This window comes from Aeromonas sp. 603404 (genome assembly GCF_049171775.1).
Lineage (GTDB): Bacteria > Pseudomonadota > Gammaproteobacteria > Enterobacterales > Aeromonadaceae > Aeromonas > Aeromonas veronii_A.
Window position 1 is genome coordinate 136,895 of record NZ_JAAKPE010000005.1, and the last position, 14,861, is coordinate 151,755.

Annotated in this window: 14 protein-coding genes and 1 pseudogene; 7 read left to right on the plus strand and 8 right to left on the minus strand. The window is 60.9% G+C overall.

Annotated elements, in window-relative coordinates; all coding sequences use genetic code 11:
- Window positions 1–10 precede the first annotated feature (10 nt).
- Together G5306_RS09365 and G5306_RS09370 are read left to right on the plus strand one after the other, a co-directional pair.
- Entirely contained in the window at window positions 11–577 is a 567-nt protein-coding gene (locus tag G5306_RS09365) for a cysteine hydrolase family protein (RefSeq protein WP_247823304.1), read from the plus strand.
- Window positions 578–709: 132 nt separating this feature from the next.
- Entirely contained in the window at window positions 710–1,393 is a 684-nt protein-coding gene (locus G5306_RS09370) for an excalibur calcium-binding domain-containing protein (RefSeq protein WP_421312814.1), read from the plus strand.
- Window positions 1,394–1,483: 90 nt separating this feature from the next.
- Here G5306_RS09370 and G5306_RS09375 read toward each other — a convergent pair whose 3' ends face one another.
- Window positions 1,484–2,392, minus strand: coding sequence for a LysR family transcriptional regulator (locus G5306_RS09375; protein WP_216953030.1), 909 nt, complete (start codon window positions 2,390–2,392; stop codon window positions 1,484–1,486).
- 116 nt (window positions 2,393–2,508) lie between these two features.
- On the opposite strand from G5306_RS09375, the gene G5306_RS09380 reads away from it, so the two are divergent.
- The gene (locus tag G5306_RS09380) at window positions 2,509–2,754 is read left to right on the plus strand and encodes a hypothetical protein (protein WP_088868650.1); all 246 of its coding nucleotides are present in this window, start codon (window positions 2,509–2,511) and stop codon (window positions 2,752–2,754) included.
- Between the two features lie 20 nt (window positions 2,755–2,774).
- Window positions 2,775–3,443, plus strand: a pseudogene (locus G5306_RS09385) (HAD-IA family hydrolase).
- A 209-nt stretch (window positions 3,444–3,652) separates the two neighbouring features.
- Here G5306_RS09385 and dcuC read toward each other — a convergent pair.
- Genes dcuC through G5306_RS09400 form a run of 3 tightly spaced genes read right to left on the minus strand, consistent with a single transcriptional unit; the run spans window position 3,653 to window position 7,802 of the window.
- On the minus strand, window positions 3,653–5,014 hold the full coding sequence (dcuC, locus tag G5306_RS09390) for a C4-dicarboxylate transporter DcuC (RefSeq protein WP_227342077.1): 1,362 nt from the start codon (window positions 5,012–5,014) through the stop codon (window positions 3,653–3,655).
- Between the two features lie 54 nt (window positions 5,015–5,068).
- Entirely contained in the window at window positions 5,069–5,986 is a 918-nt protein-coding gene (gene rihC / locus G5306_RS09395; RefSeq protein ID WP_421312773.1) for a ribonucleoside hydrolase RihC, read from the minus strand.
- A 16-nt stretch (window positions 5,987–6,002) separates the two neighbouring features.
- On the minus strand, window positions 6,003–7,802 hold the full coding sequence (locus tag G5306_RS09400) for an adenine deaminase (protein ID WP_421312774.1): 1,800 nt from the start codon (window positions 7,800–7,802) through the stop codon (window positions 6,003–6,005).
- A 135-nt stretch (window positions 7,803–7,937) separates the two neighbouring features.
- On the opposite strand from G5306_RS09400, the gene G5306_RS09405 reads away from it, so the two are divergent.
- On the plus strand, window positions 7,938–8,876 hold the full coding sequence (locus tag G5306_RS09405) for a LysR family transcriptional regulator (RefSeq protein ID WP_216953035.1): 939 nt from the start codon (window positions 7,938–7,940) through the stop codon (window positions 8,874–8,876).
- Between the two features lie 178 nt (window positions 8,877–9,054).
- On the opposite strand, the gene G5306_RS09410 is transcribed toward G5306_RS09405, so the two are convergent.
- Complete coding sequence (locus tag G5306_RS09410) at window positions 9,055–9,657, minus strand: nitroreductase family protein (RefSeq protein ID WP_216953036.1); 603 nt, start codon at window positions 9,655–9,657, stop codon at window positions 9,055–9,057.
- A gap of 273 nt (window positions 9,658–9,930) precedes the next feature.
- Between G5306_RS09410 and G5306_RS09415 the strand changes: the two genes are divergently transcribed.
- Window positions 9,931–11,466, plus strand: coding sequence for a diguanylate cyclase domain-containing protein (locus G5306_RS09415; RefSeq protein ID WP_421312775.1), 1,536 nt, complete (start codon window positions 9,931–9,933; stop codon window positions 11,464–11,466).
- A 247-nt stretch (window positions 11,467–11,713) separates the two neighbouring features.
- On the plus strand, window positions 11,714–12,196 hold the full coding sequence (locus G5306_RS09420) for a YMGG-like glycine zipper-containing protein (RefSeq protein ID WP_421208799.1): 483 nt from the start codon (window positions 11,714–11,716) through the stop codon (window positions 12,194–12,196).
- Between the two features lie 96 nt (window positions 12,197–12,292).
- On the opposite strand, the gene G5306_RS09425 is transcribed toward G5306_RS09420, so the two are convergent.
- From G5306_RS09425 to efp, 3 genes are all read right to left on the minus strand, one after another.
- Window positions 12,293–13,249 carry a D-2-hydroxyacid dehydrogenase gene (locus G5306_RS09425; RefSeq protein WP_421312776.1) on the minus strand — a complete coding sequence of 319 codons (957 nt, stop codon included), beginning with the start codon at window positions 13,247–13,249 and terminating at the stop codon, window positions 12,293–12,295.
- Between the two features lie 144 nt (window positions 13,250–13,393).
- Window positions 13,394–14,158 (minus strand): DUF3530 family protein, encoded by a 765-nt coding sequence (locus tag G5306_RS09430; protein WP_164536241.1) that lies wholly within the window; start codon window positions 14,156–14,158, stop codon window positions 13,394–13,396.
- A gap of 134 nt (window positions 14,159–14,292) precedes the next feature.
- Window positions 14,293–14,859, minus strand: coding sequence for an elongation factor P (gene efp / locus G5306_RS09435; RefSeq protein ID WP_005335100.1), 567 nt, complete (start codon window positions 14,857–14,859; stop codon window positions 14,293–14,295).
- Between the last annotated feature and the right edge of the window lie 2 nt (window positions 14,860–14,861).

Consider the following 14,861-nt stretch of genomic DNA (forward strand, 5'->3'; position numbering starts at 1 on the left):
AGCAAAGGTGATGAGCAAGGCACTGCTGGTGATCGATTTTATCAACGATATCGCCCACCCCGACGGGCGCATTGCTGCCTCCGCAGCCCATGTGCTGGAGCAGAATGCCATCGCGCATGCCAATCAGGCGCTGGCCCATGCCCGCGCCAACGGCTGGCTGGTAGTGCTGATCAAGGTGGGCTTTGACGGCGGCTATCAGCTGCAACCCAAGGGGTCTCCCATGTTTGGTCGCGCTCACCAGTTGGGGGCGCTCTCTTTGGCTGACAGCGGCACCGACTTTCATCCTGATCTGGATGTGCAGCCCGGCGATCTGGTGCTGACCAAGCCCAGGGTCAGCTCCTTCTATGGCACGGCGCTGGAGCCTGCGCTGCGGGCCAATCACATCGACCACCTCTATCTGTGCGGGGTGAGCACCAGCTGGGCCATTCAGGCGGCAGCGCGGGATGGTCACGATCGCGACTACGCCATCACCATTCTGGATGATGCCTGCGCCGCCGCAGATGCCACCGAGCATCACACCTCGCTGCGGATGCTGGGTCGCATCGCCGAGATCATCAAGGTGTCCCAGCTGGCTTGATCCTTAACGCAGGCTGCGCCCGATCACCGTGTTGAGATTGACTCTGCAGATCCCTGTTGGGCCGCTGCGCTTTTGGGCAACATGATTGTCGGGCAAGATAGTGCTCACATGGATAACAACAAGGATGGACAGATGCGTTATCAGGGACGGATCGCGAGCTGGAACGAGGCGCGCGGCTTTGGATTTATTACGCCGGAGCAAAATGGCGCCGAGCAGACAATCAATGGATCACGCGGTGCAGGGCTGTTTGTGCATGTTACGGCGCTGCAATCAGATGGCCGGGTGCCCGAGCCGGGGGAGCATGTCACCTATCTGATCGGCAGTGGTCAGGATGGCAAGCCAAGGGCGTTGCAGGTCTTTTTCCCCGATCGCCCGCTCACGTTGGCGGGTGTTGTGCCGTCGGTCACACCATCAGCAGCAAGATCAGCCGCATCATCGGCGGCGCCTGCATTTCGGGCGGCAAGTCAGCCGCCAAGACCCACTTTTACCAGAGAGCGGAGTAACCCCTATCGACGTCGCAAGAGCAGCTGGAGTGGTAAATTGCTCCCCCTGTTGCTGCTCGTCGGCCTCTTTTCCATCTATTCCCGCTTCTTTGCCTATTTGCCGCCCGCATCGCCAGTTACTCAAGAGGAGGTTAGTCCCACCTTCAGTACGCCACAGGCAGCGACCTTTACTCGCCAGTGTGATGGTCGGCAGCATTGCTCCCAGATGACCTCCTGCGAGGAGGCAACCTGGTTTTTACAAAACTGCCCTGGTACCAAGATGGATGGGGAAGGAGATGGCATCCCCTGTGAAGATCAGTGGTGTGTTAATTGAAATGCTTTGATTCACAAAGGCCCGATTAATTCATCTCGATTGCTGAGCGCTATCTTCTCCTGGTTCCGTCTGCGGGAGTTTTTGGCTGGGTCAGCGATCGATTGTGGCTGGGTGCGGTGCGGGATGGGGATCGAGGACCAGCTGCACGAAGCGATCGCGGATCGGGTCGGCAAAGGCGGGGTTCCACACCAGACTTATCTCCCACTCGGAACAGGGGCCAAAGAGGGGATAGAGGGTGACGTCCGGGCCCGCGATAAAGCTGACGCTGTGCGGCAGGATGGCATTACCTATGCCTGCCGCAACCAATGCCACCAGAGTCTGAATATCCTCTGCCTCTTGAACCATGCCGGTCAGCCGGTTGGCGCCGAGAAACCCGGCGATCTGCCGGGTTAGGCCGGGACAACGGTAGCCCACCATCTGCAACAGGGGTTGACTGGTCAGTGCCTGCTGGACGTCAAACGATGACGGATCTGGCTGGGTCATCCGGGTTGGCACCGCCAGTACCAGCCGGTCGGTCAGCAGCCGATGCTCCTGCAACAGCGGAGTCTCTGGCCGACGCATAAAACCAAGTTGCAACTGGCCGGAGAGCAGCTGCTCCTGCTGGATCGCGGAGGGCATATCCTGCAGATGGACCATCACGTCCGTGACCTGCTGTTTGAAGCGGGCCACCAGCGCAGGGGCCAGCGCGAAACTCGACAGGCCAAACCCAATCTTGAGCCGACCGGCCACGCCACTCGCCACTGCCAGCGCGTGACGTTCAAACTCCCTGCCGTGTTTGACCAGTGCGCTTGCCTGAGTGAGCAGCTGGGCGCCGAGCGCCGTCAGCTCGGCACCATGGCGGCCCCGCTTGAACAGGGTGCAGCCCAGCGTCTGCTCCAGCCCCTGGATCTGCTTGGTGAGGGCCGGTTGGGTAATGAAGAGGCGATTGGCCGCTTCCCGGTAGTTGGCGGTCTCGGCCAGCGTCACAAACGCCTGCAGTTGCCTCAAGTCGAATTTCATTCCAATTGGTTATCCAAAGTGGCGATTTATTGATTATAAATTATCTAATCGCCTTGTTCTAATGGCTCGGCAAGGGGGGAATCGCCCTCCTCTGAACCGGAACAAGGAGCCATATCATGTCTACCCAACGTTATCTGTTTTTGATCAAGGGCAAGCTGGTGCTGGCTCAGCCGTTGGCGGCCCCGGAGACTGGGGAGCTGCTCGCCAGCCTGTTGCAACAGGGGTTTGTGGTCGGCCCGCTGCAGGTGTGGGCTGGCAGTACCGAGCAGGCGCTCGCCTGTTATGAGCGTGCCGCCCAGCAGCAGGCCTTTGCCGATGCGCTCTCTGGCTCTCTGCCCGAGCTGGCCGGGGTGCCTGTATGAGTGTCTGTATGAGTGCTGGCATGAACACGATCTCCCTGTCGGTATCCGCCCTGCTGCTCGATATGGATGGCACCCTGGTCTGCTCGACCGGCGATGTGGAGCAGGTATGGCAGCTCTGGTGTCGTGAACATCTGCTCGATCCCGAGCCGGTGTTGGCGATGTGTCACGGTATGCGTTCGCGCGAGGTGATCCGGTCGCTGGCTCCGCAACTGGATGTGGAGCGATAGGTCGCGCGGCTTGATGAGTTGGAGATGCTGCATACCGGCGGCGACGCCATCGCAGGAGCTGGCGAGTTGCTGCGCCACCTGCCGCCACAGCATTGGGCCATCGTGACCTCCGCTGGTGAGCGGGTTGCCCGCCATCGCCTGAATTGTGCCGGTTTGCCGCTGCCTAACGTGTTGGTGGGAGCTGAAGCGGTGGTCAATGGCAAACCCGATCCCGAGCCCTATCTGCTGGGCGCTGTACGGCTTGGCGTGCCACCCGCTCGCTGTCTGGTATTTGAGGATGCCCCAGCCGGTATTGAGAGCGCCCTGCGTGCAGGCTGCGCCGTGGTACAGGTGGGGGGCGATGCACCGCTCAACCCTGCGGTGGTGGCGGTGATCCGCGACTGGCGCGAGGTGAGAGTGGTGTCAGGGAAAGGCGAGTCCTTGCTGGTGATGCTGTCGATGCAGGGCGCCAACCAAGAATGACGGCACGAGAGCTCTGGGAGTTGAATTAGGGGGCTGAGCCTGATGGCTGGCGGCCAGTTACTCAGGCGTATGTGGCTCTTGGTCGCAAAAGTTATAGACGATCCCCACCGATTATCTTCCGGGCGTTTACATGCAGTGGGTTCACTTTCAACCGGAGGTAAAAAACCGTCTGCAGGCGACCGGATTGATCGCCTGCAGATGGAGCTGGTTTAGCTGAACAGCAGGTAGGAGAGGGTCATGCAGCAGATGATGCCCGAGATGATGGGCACCGAGGTGCGCTTGATGATCTCGATGGGATTGCTGCCGGTGATCGAGGCGATGACGATGATCACCGCGGCGACCGGCGACATGGATCGGATCAGGTTGGCAGTGAGCTGCATCGGCAGGGCCACCGCGACACTGTTGACGCCGACCTTCTCAGTGATCTCGGGAATGATGTTGATAAAGGAGTAGAAGACTGCCAGCCCACTGCCGCTGATAAAGCCGATCAGCGCCGCCGTACCGGAGAAGAAGAACATCAAGATGGAGCCGACGCCGTCGATGTGTTTCACGCTATCGACCAGGGTATCGATGATGCCGATGGCTTTCAGTCCCTCCACCAGCATGCTGGCCGCTACTATGAGCGAGACCACCTGAGCCAGACCCGTCCCCATGCCGGTGAAGAAGATGGCGAACTCCTTGCTGGTCTCCTTGATATTGCCTTTGCGCAAGAGTTCTACCCCTATGGTGAGCAGCAGGCAGACGAAGGTGATCTCCACCAGCCCGAGGGAGATATGGGTGAAGCAGATGCCGAACAGCAGTACCAGCACCAGCGGCAGTACAGGGAAGAGGCCGTAGTAGGCGGGTGGCAAGCCGGTGGGCACGGCGAGCGATTCCTCTTTTTCCTCCAGTCCGCTGCGCGACTGCTGCCGCTTGTCCATCGCCTTCTGCCAGAAGTAGTGCACCACTGCCATCAACGCCAGTGTCGGCAGCGAGATGGGGGCGTGGTAGGAGACGATGTACTCCACCAGCGGGATGCCCAGCTTCTGGGCGGCCAGCACGTTATCGGCCCCCAGCGGGCTGGGCATGATGGTGGCAGTGGTGGCAATGACGGCCCCCGCGGTGAGGGAGGACATGTTCGATGCCTTCAGTACCGGATAGAGGGTCGCCATCAGCAACACTGCCAGACTGGCAGCGCTTGGCACCACCAGCGAGAGCAGATTGCCCAAGAGGAAAATCACCGGCACCAGCAGGTAGGGGGAGCGGATGCGACTCAAGGGGCGGGTCAGCAGCATCACGGTGACGTCGTTGGCGCCGATGTGGCTCATGTAGCTGGAGAAGCCGAACAGCACCATGATGGTGAGGCCGACATTGCCCATCTGGCTGATGAAGATCTGCTTGATCTGGACGAAGGGATCAAGCCAGCTGAGGCCGCTGCTCTGCGCCGCAGGCAGCAGGGGGTGGCCCAGTCCGACGGCGGCAAACATCAGCAGCAGCCCGGCGCCAAACAGCACTATCTTGGCATCGTAGTTTTTGGCGATGAGATAGCCGCAGATGACCAGGATCAGGGTGCTGACAATTATTTCCAGCATGTTTCCAACACTCTCTTCTTGATGTGAATGGGCCAGCGGGCTGGCGGTTCGGGATCAGATGGCGCGGGCAAGGGTCTCCATGCACCAGGCCCTGAATCCGGGCACGTCGATATCGAGACACACCTCGGCGTTGGGCGGGCGTTTGAGCCGGTTGTTCATATCCATCGAGGTGGTGCCGAGGGTGTGCTCACCCCGGGTCTCGATGGCCACATGGCAGGCCCGGGTGATAAAGAGATCGGGGCGCACCAGATAGGCAATGGCGCAGAGATCGTGCATCTTGAGCCCGGTCTGCATACTGCCGCCGCGATAGTGGCCGAACAGGGCGTGGAGCATGGCGCCGGTGCGGTTGAGGGCGGGCAGCGCCGCAATCATCTCGCCGGTCAGGGTGGCCCGGCTGGTGACATCGAGTCCGCACATCACGATGGGCAGACCGCTGCTGAAGACGATGTGAGCCGCCTCCGGATCCACGTAGATATTGAACTCGGCATTGGGGGTGTGGTTGCCCCGACCGGCCGAGCCGCCCATCAACACGATCCGCGCGATCTTCTCCCGACACTCGGGGTGCAGGGTGAGCAGCAGGGCGATATTGGTCAGCGGCCCGATGGGCACCAGCGTCATGGATTGTTCGCTGGCGAGCAGGGTGGCCTTCATGGCTTCGACGGCATGCTCCGGTATCGGCTGTTGCCCGGGCTCGGCAAACTCGTAACCATCGAGGCCGGAGTGGCCGTGGATATGGCTGGCATTGTCGAGGGGGCGCACGAGGGGCTGGCTGGCCCCCTGTGCCACCGGCACCTCTTGGCCGAAAAAGTGCAGCAGGCGCAGGGCGTTGCGGGTGGTCTTGCTGACATCGACGTTGCCGGCGACCGTGGTGATGAGCGCCAGCTCGATCCCGGGGTGAAACAGGGCGGCGGCGATGGCAACGGCATCGTCGATGCCGGGGTCGGTATCCAGAATAATGGCGACAGGGTTCACGCTGTTCTCCTCGAGGTTAATCGGCTTGGCTGGCATCGTGGGGCCAGCAGCAGATAAAGGGGTCGACAATCTCGCGGGTCAGGCCATCGGTGAGACCGAGATCGGTCAGATGGGGCCCCGCATTGCAGGCAAGGCAGGTTCCCTCGATGGCCTTGAAGACACGGTAGGGGGGCTCCCACTCCACCACCTTGCCGCTCACTTCGCGCAGAGCGTGGAAGCTGGCGGCCAGCTCGCTGGCCGGCAGGTCGGAGAGCATGCCGGCGATGGGCATGGCAACGTGGGCCAGCACCTCACCCTGTTGGACGACCGCCATGCCGCCCCCGCTGGTGATCAGAGTGTTGGCGGCCAGCATCATCTCTTGCGGGTCGCGCCCCAGCACCACCAGATTGTGGGAGTCGTGGGAGTAGCTGGTGGCGATGGCCCCTTGCAGCTCGCCCCACCCCTCCAGCAGCGCCAGCCGGGTGCCCGCCTGATGGCGGCCATGGCGGTGTTGCACCGAGATGAGGCTAAATCCCGCAGGCACGATGACCTGACCATCCCGAACCTCAACCTCGGTTTCACTCCACTGGGTGAAGCGAGCCCCCTTGATGGTCTTGAAGCGGGCCCGACCCGCAGTCAGCCCGGGTACCCGGATGATGAACTCCTCCTGCGTGCGCAGGGGGATCTGCATGGTATCGCGCGGCGCCTGACAACCAGCGACAGGCTCGGAGGGTTTGAGAATGGCGCCATGGCGGGCGACCCGCTGGCCGCTGCTGTAGACCCAGAGCGGGTTGAGATCAGTGAGGTTGTCGAACACCACCAGGTCGGCGCAGCGGCCGGCGGCAACCAGCCCCAGATCGTTGCGCTGCAACCGGATGGCGGCATTGAGGGTGGCCATTCGCAGCACGTCGGGCACCGCCAGCCCCAGCTCTGCCAGCAGCTTGACCAGCGCAATCATGCCTCCCTTCTCCAGCAGCATGTCGGGCGGCACATCGTCGGTACAGAGGGTGACTTGGGAGGAGAGGTGGGGCAGCTGTTTCAGCGCAGCGACGATCTCCGGCAGCAGGTAGGGGTGGGAGCCGCGCAGCTGGAGGGTGAGCCCGGCCCGCAGCTTCTCCAGCGCATCGGCTGCCGAGGTGAGTTCGTGATCCGAGCTGACCCCGGCAGCCAGATAGGCTTGCAGCCGGTGACCAGTGAGGCCCCGGGCGTGTCCCTCAATCAGGGCATTGCGCTGCAAACCGGCATGCAGAATGCCGGTCATCCGCTCGCTGCCGCCCAGCACCCCCTGCATGTCCATCACCTCGGCGATCCCCGCCACCTCAGGCCACTCCAGCATGGTGGCCATCTCGGGGCCGTGGAAGTCGGCGCCCGACATCTCGAGACCCGGCGTCGAGGGAACGCTGGAGGGGGCGGCGCAGATGACCCGCAGCGGCAGATTGCGGCTGGCGTCGATGGCATAGCGTACCCCCGCCAGCCCGAGCACATTGGCCAGCTCGTGGGGATCCCAGAAGATGGTGGTGGTGCCCTGCGCGACCACCACATCGGCGTAGCGCTCCGGCGTCAGGTGGGAGCTCTCCACATGGACATGGCTGTCGATAAGACCGGGCGAGAGATAGGCGCCGGCCAGATCGTGGGTCTCGCGTGCCTGCTGGAAGGAGCCGACCGGATGGACGCTGGCAATCAGCGGGCCGACCAGCCCCACGTCGACGGGGCGGATCTCGCCGGTCACCATGTCGATCAGGTTGGCGTTGGTCAGCAGCAGATCGAAGGGGGCTTCGCCGAGGGCAGCCTGCACGGCGCGGCGGCGCAAGTTGAGGGATGCATCTTGTTCACACATGAAGGAGATGGCCTGACAAGGGGAATAATGGGCCCACTTTAGGGAGGGGATTGGTCCGTGCATAGCGCAAAGAATTTATAACTGGATAAGAAAGGGTTATGCTGCTGTAAACGTTTTTCTCCGGTTGTCGATTTCATGTCCGAACCCTGGCGCCGTCTGCCTGCGCTCTCTCTCAAGCAGATCCAGTATTTTGTCACGCTGGCCCAGCTGCGCCACTTCACCGAAACGGCCAATCAGATGGCCATCAGCCAGCCCGCCCTGAGCAGTGCCCTGCGCCAGATTGAATCTGTGCTTGGCGGTAAACTGTTTCACCGTACCGCGCAGGCGGTTACCCTGACCGAACAGGGGGAGGCGATCCTGCCCCACGCCAAGGGGCTGCTCAATGTAGCCCACGCCGCTTTTTCCGATATGCAGCAGGTGATGGTCGAAGGGGGCGATGGCACCCTGCGCATCGGTCTGATCCCGTCGGCCTGCACCCTGATGTTTCCGCTGGCGGCCGCCCGTCTGCAGCAGCAATTTCCGGGCTTGCGGGTCGAGTTTCAGGATCACACCAACGACGGTCTGTTGCAGGCGCTGGCCGAGGGGGCTCTGGATGCGGGAATTGGCGTGCTGGATGGCGAGTTGCCCGACTCGCTGGAGGTGACGCCGCTGCTGGACGATGCGCTGGTGGCGGTGATCAACCAGCAGGATCCGCTGGCAGGGGAAGAGGCCATCAGCTGGCATGAGCTGACCCGCCGCGACATCGCCCTTTTTGCCAGAGGCAACGTCAGCCGGCAGGTCAACGGACTGGCCCAGAGCCAGTTGCCCGGGCTCAAGCCCAGATACACCACAGATTATGTCGAGACGCTTTACGGCTTGGTGCGCTCAGGGTTGGCAGTTGCTATCCTGCCCGGACTCTATGCCGCGAACCTGCGCGATCCCCAGCTGAAAGTCGTGGCGCTGCACGAGCCAGTGCTGAGTCGAACCCTGGCGCTGATGTGGGCGAAAGGACTCTCCCGATCAACTCGCATCGACGAAGGGCGAGCCCTGCTGCGCGCCACCATTATCGAACAGCTAAGTAGTCAGCACGGCTGAGGCTGGCACGAGGTGAAGGTGGAACCTGGAGAGACATCCCTGCTGGTGACGCTGCCCGCCTGAGCTGTGGTGCGAGTGCGTGACGACCGCAGATTGCGGTATGAACCATCGCTATCCGAACTCTTGATGTCGCAATAAAAACGCCCCCGAGATGCGGGGGCGTTTTGCTATCTGGCCGTTATTTGAAAACGCGGAAACGGGTGGCATCGTCGATGAAGGTCTTGTCGCCGGCCGGTTGCTGGATGCTGCCAAAGGGCATCTGGGCACGCAGCAGCCAGCTGGCTGGCAGGTTCCACTCCTTGCGTACCGCCTCGTCGATGAGGGGGTTGTAGTGTTGCAGGGAGGCGCCGATCTTCTCCTGGGCCAGGGTGGTCCAGACCGCAAACTGGGCGATGCCGGTGGCATGTTCCGACCAGATGGGGAAGTTGTCTGCATAGAGGGCAAACTTTTGCTGCAGATCCTTGATGACGTCGGTGTCTTCGAAGAACAGCACAGTGCCGAAACCTGCGCGGAAGCTGCCATCCACCTTGGCCTCACTCTGGGCGTAGGCCTCCGGCGGCACGATCTTTTTCAGCTCGGCTTTGACGATATCCCACAGCTTATGGTGCTGGGCGCCAAACAGGATGACGGCGCGGGAGCTCTGGGAATTGAAGGAGGAGGGGCTGTGCCTGATGGCATCCTGGATCAGGGCCGTCAGTTGTTCCGGTGTATGGGACACCTGGCTGCCCAGGGCATAGATGGTACGACGTGCTTTGATCTGTTCGATAAACGGACTGCTCATAACATCTCCTTGTTCTGCTTGGCGTTGCAGCCGGTGATGGACGGTTTGTCCAGCGCCGGCCGCGTCAGGTATAGACTATAACACCCGCAATGCAGAGCGGGGTTAACCCGGGGTAACTAGCGTTTTTCCTGTCAGTTGATATTCGTTTGCGAACCTTGATGTTTTGTTAGTATTGGAAATGTCATTAAAGGGGCGTTGAAGTGATATTAATCAATGATTCACTCTCCTTTCTCTCGCACAATCCCGCTATGTTTTCCCCTGTTCGGATGTCATGTGAGCCGCTCGTATCTCAACAAGCGTTACTATGTGCTGGCCCCCCTCTCCGCACTGCTTGGCTTGTTGATCCTGATCGTGACTATCATCATGGCCATTGCCAGCTATCTGCGGGATATCGACATGACGGTATCCGGCTTCGGTCACATGGCTTCCTCCGTTGAGGCGTCCTTGATCCACGAGATGGTGAAGGTCAATGAGCGGCAACTGGCAGTGCTGGAGGGCTCCCTAGACAAGGAGAAGATAGCCCGCGGCGAGCCGGCCGACTCTCCCATCTGGGCTATTGCCCATCAGATCAAGCCCGGCAACCACTATATCTACTTTTACAACCTGAAAGCGGATCGCATCGACAGTTACCCGGAGTGGCTCGCGCCCCCAGGTTATAAGGCAGCGCTGCGCCCCTGGTATCAGGTGACCGCCATGCCGGGCGACGGGCCCGTCTGGTTTGGCCCCTACCCTGAATACAATACTCAGGAGCTGATTCTCAGCCTGATCAAACGGGTGAGGGATGAGCAGGGGCAGTTGCTGGGTCTGCTGATGGTTGACATGTCATTCGACTCGCTGCAGCAGGCGCTGCAGCGCACGGTCGGTAGTAATCAGGCGGCACTCTATCTGACCTTGCGTGACACTGATCAGCTGGTAGTGGGCAGCAATATGGATCTGCTGGCGGCCAACACCATCAAGCAGCATCAGAATCAGCAGTGGCTCGGCCTGGATGTGCTGTGGCATGGGACGTATATCAAGCGCGAGCTGGCGGATATTGGTTGGGATCTCAACATCTATCTGCCGCCAGTACTGTTTCGTGACAGCCTCTACGATGCGTTGCAGATGGTGGTTTTTCCACTGCTCTCTCTGTTTGCCATCTGGTGTTGCAGCCTGAGTCTGCTGGTGCGGATCTTCCGCCAGGAGCAGGAGCTGGTGTCGGGCTCATTGACCGGCATCGTGCGCGATCTGGAGCGTTCAGCGCCTGTCAGTGAGCCCAAGACCTGGTTCGTGAGGCGTAGCCTGAACGAGATCGATCAGGTCAGGGCCAGTTTTCTCAAGGGGCAGGATGCGCTGTTGCGGGATCCCCTGACCGGTATCATGAACCGACGAGCCTTCGAGCAGCACAAGGCGGCACTGGAGCAGAGGGGGGCGTGCTTCTGGCTGCTGCTGTTTGATGTCGATCACTTCAAGGGGATCAACGACAGCCAGGGCCATGCCTTCGGCGATCAGGTGCTGTGTCGGGTGGCCAACTGTCTTGCTGATGTGCTGGGGGTGAGTACGGTTTACCGGATAGGCGGGGATGAATTTGCCGCTCTGCTGCAACAGCCACAGGATGAGTTGGCGGAGAAACTCGGTTGTCTGCTTGAACTGGTGCGTCAGCAACAGTGGCGTGAACACCATGGGCCGATCACCCTGAGTGCCGGCGGCGCCTGCCATTCTCCTGCCGCCGGCCCTATCTTCGAGCGGGCTGATGCAGCCCTCTACCGCAGCAAGGAGGCTGGCCGGAACTGCTGGCACCTGGCTGAAGGGGTGGCAGGGGGCCTTGACTGACAGCTTTTGTCCCAGCGCGCTGACTATTCGACAGGACGCGGCTGCCAGGTTATCGGTCACTTTGTCGTGACTGTCTGGTTCAATGTTCATTTTCACGTTTTAATTCAATAGGTTGACTCTACTCTTCCTGTGTTGGCTGTGACTGTACTGCCATCGACTGTCGCATCCCTGTTTTCTGCTGGCTGGCGAACCTGATAGCTCTTTGTATAGTGCTGCTGATTATTAATCAGGTTTGACAGGAGTATCCATGGATATGAGTACGCGTGGCATCGGTGCTCTGGCTCTGTTGGGGGCGTTATTGCTGGGCAGCACTGCGGCCCACGGTTCGGAAACTCTCAACACCATTCTTGGTGGCGGGGCGGGCGGGGTGGCGGGCACCATGATCGGCAAGGAGCTGGGGGGCGATACCGGTGCGCTGGTGGGGGCTGCGTTGGGCGGTGCTGCCGGTGGGGCTGCGACGGCCAACAAGGGCAACAAGAATGAAGCGGCCCTTGGCGGCGCGGTGGGGGCGCTGGGCGGTGCCGCCATCGGCAAGAGTGTCGGTGGTGATACTGGCCAGCTGATCGGCGCCGGGGTCGGCGGGGCGAGCGGTTCGGCCATCGGTGCCAAGACGGGCGATGGCCACAAGAGCCAGGATCGCTATTATGATGATGACGATGATCATCACCATCACAAGCACCACAAGAAGTACAAAAAGCATAAGAAGCACAGATGGCATGACGACGATTGATGTGCGCGCAGTGAGTGCGAAAGATGCAAAACGGGGGCTGTTGGTCCCGTTTTGCATGGTGTGGTCACTCGATTTTACGGTGACTCGCTCGTGCGGTTACACCAGCCGGTGCTGGCGGCGACCGGCAGCAAAGGCGTTGATGTTGTCGATCAGCTGATCGGCGAGACGCTGCATCGACTCTTCGCTGGCCCAGGCCACATGGGGGGTCAGAATGAAGTGGGGGTATTGCAGCGCTTTCATCAAGTGATGGTCGGGGGGCGGGGGTTCGACGCTCGCCACATCGAAACCGGCGCCACCGAGGCGGCCGTTGGCCAGCGCTTGCAGCAGCGCCTCCTCATCCACCAGCCCGCCACGGCCGACGTTGATCAGCAGGGCGCCCGGTTTCATCAGATCCAGCTCCCGCTCGCCAATCAGGTTGCGGGTGTAGGGGGTGAGCGGGCAGTGCAGGCTGATCACATCCGAACTTTGCAGCAACTCGTCGAGGGGCAAGCGATCCTCGTCGTGACTGGCGCCGACCTGGCTCTGGGCGTAACGCACTGTCATCCCCATCCCTTTGGCCCGCTCGCCGAGCGCCTGTCCGAGCGTCCCTTTGCCGATGATGCCAAGCTGTTTGCCGTGCAGATCCATGATGTTGTGGTCGAAGAAGCAGAACTGGCCGCTCTGTTGCCAGCGCCCCTCCAGCAGCGACTGGCGCCAGCAGAAGAGGTTGCGCGACAGTGCCAGCATCAGCGCCATGGCGTGCTCCGGCACCGAGGGGCCCGAATAGTTGCGGATATTGCACACCCCGACGTTGGCGGCGTGGCACGCCTCCAGATCCACGTTGTCGCTGCCGGTGGCGGCGAGCGCTATGAGTTTGAGCTCCGGTAGCTGGGCCAGCTCGGCGGCGCCGATCCGTACTTTGTTGATGATGGCAATACTGGCATCTTTCAGCCGCTCGACTACCTGTTCCGGGGCCGTGCTGGGATAACTCTGCCAGTGGTGGGGGAAGTCGGGATGACGCAGGGTGATGCCCGCATCCAGGGTATCGCTGTCGAGAAATACGATTTGCTGCATGGTCCTTCCTGCCATTTTTCCGGTGTCGAGGGATCATGATGCCAAACAGGATACAGTCATTGCCAGCTCGCCGCTGTGTAATGGCTGGGCTTTATCCGGCAGATGTGATCTTGCGCGCTTTATTGCGCCACGCTAGCGGCCGGTTTAGAGCCAGCCCAGATGGTTGAGCCAGCCCTGAATGCGGGTGGGGGTCTCCTCCAGCTCCATCAGGGCGTAGGGGCGATAGTTGAGCTTGTTGCTGCGCCGGCTCTCGCTTTTGCGGGCCTCGGCGGCCAGCAGTGGCCAGCGACCGCCATCCTCCTGATAGAGGTCCAGGGTGGGGATGGCCGCCTGAGCCACCTGTTTGGCCAGGGTCTGGTTGCTCTGCTGATTGGGGAAGAAGCCATCGAGCAGCACCAGCGCGTCGGGGGCGGGCAACTGTTCGCTGGCGATGAGATTGGCAGTCCAGGCGGCGCCGGTACCTTGCGCCAGGATCAGCTTGAAGCCCCCCTCCTGCAGCTTGGCATCCGCCAGCTTGCTGATCCGCTCGGCAAACTGCTTGCGAAACTCATCGCTGTTTTTCGCTTTTTTCTCGGCGGCTGGGTCCAGTTCGGTCTGCTGGGGGGAGGGCAGCAGCAGCAGGGTATCAAAGCCCAGTCGGCTGAGGGCGCGAGTCAGTTGCCAGAGTTGGCCGCTGCGCTGCCAGTCGGGCAGTAAAATGGCGAGCCCCAGATAGTTTTCACTGTCGTGTTTGGCGAACAGCACCGTCTGCTTGTCGATCTGGGTAGCATCGGGCAACCCTTTCCAGTCGCTGGCTTGCCAGTGGTCGAGGGGCATAGGTTCGGCAACGGGGGGGGCGACCTCGCTCGCCTCTGCCCCATGGCCAGCCAGCAAGGTCAATAACAGCAGTGATAAGGATAATCTGGCCATAGTGTGCTCCCCCGGTTATCTGGGTTAGCGGCGGCGGCGGGATTTTCTGAAGGCGGGCGGTGTGATGGCAACTCGGAGGCAATAAAAAAGCGAGCCGGTGGCTCGCTTTTTTGTAATCAATTCAAAGCGGTCAATTAGTTGACGCGACGCTTGAATTCGCCGGTGCGGGTATCGATTTCGATCTTGTCACCGATCTCTACGAAAGCGGCAACAGCCAGCTCGTAGGTAGTGCCTTTCAGACGGGCAGGCTTGGTTACTTTACCGGAGGTGTCGCCACGGGCAGCCGGCTCGGTGTACTCAACTTCACGCACGATGGTGGTCGGCAGTTCTACGGAGATGGCTTTCTCGTTGTAGAAAGTCACTTCACACAGATCTTCCATGCCGTCTACCAGGTAGTTCAGCACGTCACCCAGGTTGTCTTTCTCTACGTCGTACTGGTTGTACTCGGTGTCCATAAAGACATACAGGGGGTCGGAGAAGTAGGAGTAGGTGCACTCTTTACGTTCCAGCTGAACAACGTCCAGCTTGTCGTCGGCCTTGAAGACGGTCTCGGTAGCGCTGCCGTTCAGCAGGCCCTTCAGCTTCATTTTGACCACGGCGGAGTTACGGCCGGATTTGTTGAATTCAGCCTTCTGGACCACCATCGGCTCGGTGCCGATCATGACTACGTTACCAGCGCGGATTTCCTGTGCGGTTTTCATGT

Coding starts and splice junctions, on each gene's coding strand:
- G5306_RS09365 (WP_247823304.1), top strand. CDS start 11: ATGAGCAAGGCACTGCTGGTGATCGATTTTATCAACGATATCGCCCAC.
- G5306_RS09370 (WP_421312814.1), top strand. CDS start 710: ATGCGTTATCAGGGACGGATCGCGAGCTGGAACGAGGCGCGCGGCTTT.
- G5306_RS09375 (WP_216953030.1), bottom strand. CDS start 2,392: ATGAAATTCGACTTGAGGCAACTGCAGGCGTTTGTGACGCTGGCCGAG.
- G5306_RS09380 (WP_088868650.1), top strand. CDS start 2,509: ATGTCTACCCAACGTTATCTGTTTTTGATCAAGGGCAAGCTGGTGCTG.
- dcuC (WP_227342077.1), bottom strand. CDS start 5,014: ATGCTGGAAATAATTGTCAGCACCCTGATCCTGGTCATCTGCGGCTAT.
- G5306_RS09400 (WP_421312774.1), bottom strand. CDS start 7,802: ATGTGTGAACAAGATGCATCCCTCAACTTGCGCCGCCGCGCCGTGCAG.
- G5306_RS09405 (WP_216953035.1), top strand. CDS start 7,938: ATGTCCGAACCCTGGCGCCGTCTGCCTGCGCTCTCTCTCAAGCAGATC.
- G5306_RS09410 (WP_216953036.1), bottom strand. CDS start 9,657: ATGAGCAGTCCGTTTATCGAACAGATCAAAGCACGTCGTACCATCTAT.
- G5306_RS09420 (WP_421208799.1), top strand. CDS start 11,714: ATGGATATGAGTACGCGTGGCATCGGTGCTCTGGCTCTGTTGGGGGCG.
- G5306_RS09425 (WP_421312776.1), bottom strand. CDS start 13,249: ATGCAGCAAATCGTATTTCTCGACAGCGATACCCTGGATGCGGGCATC.
- G5306_RS09430 (WP_164536241.1), bottom strand. CDS start 14,158: ATGGCCAGATTATCCTTATCACTGCTGTTATTGACCTTGCTGGCTGGC.
- efp (WP_005335100.1), bottom strand. CDS start 14,859: ATGAAAACCGCACAGGAAATCCGCGCTGGTAACGTAGTCATGATCGGC.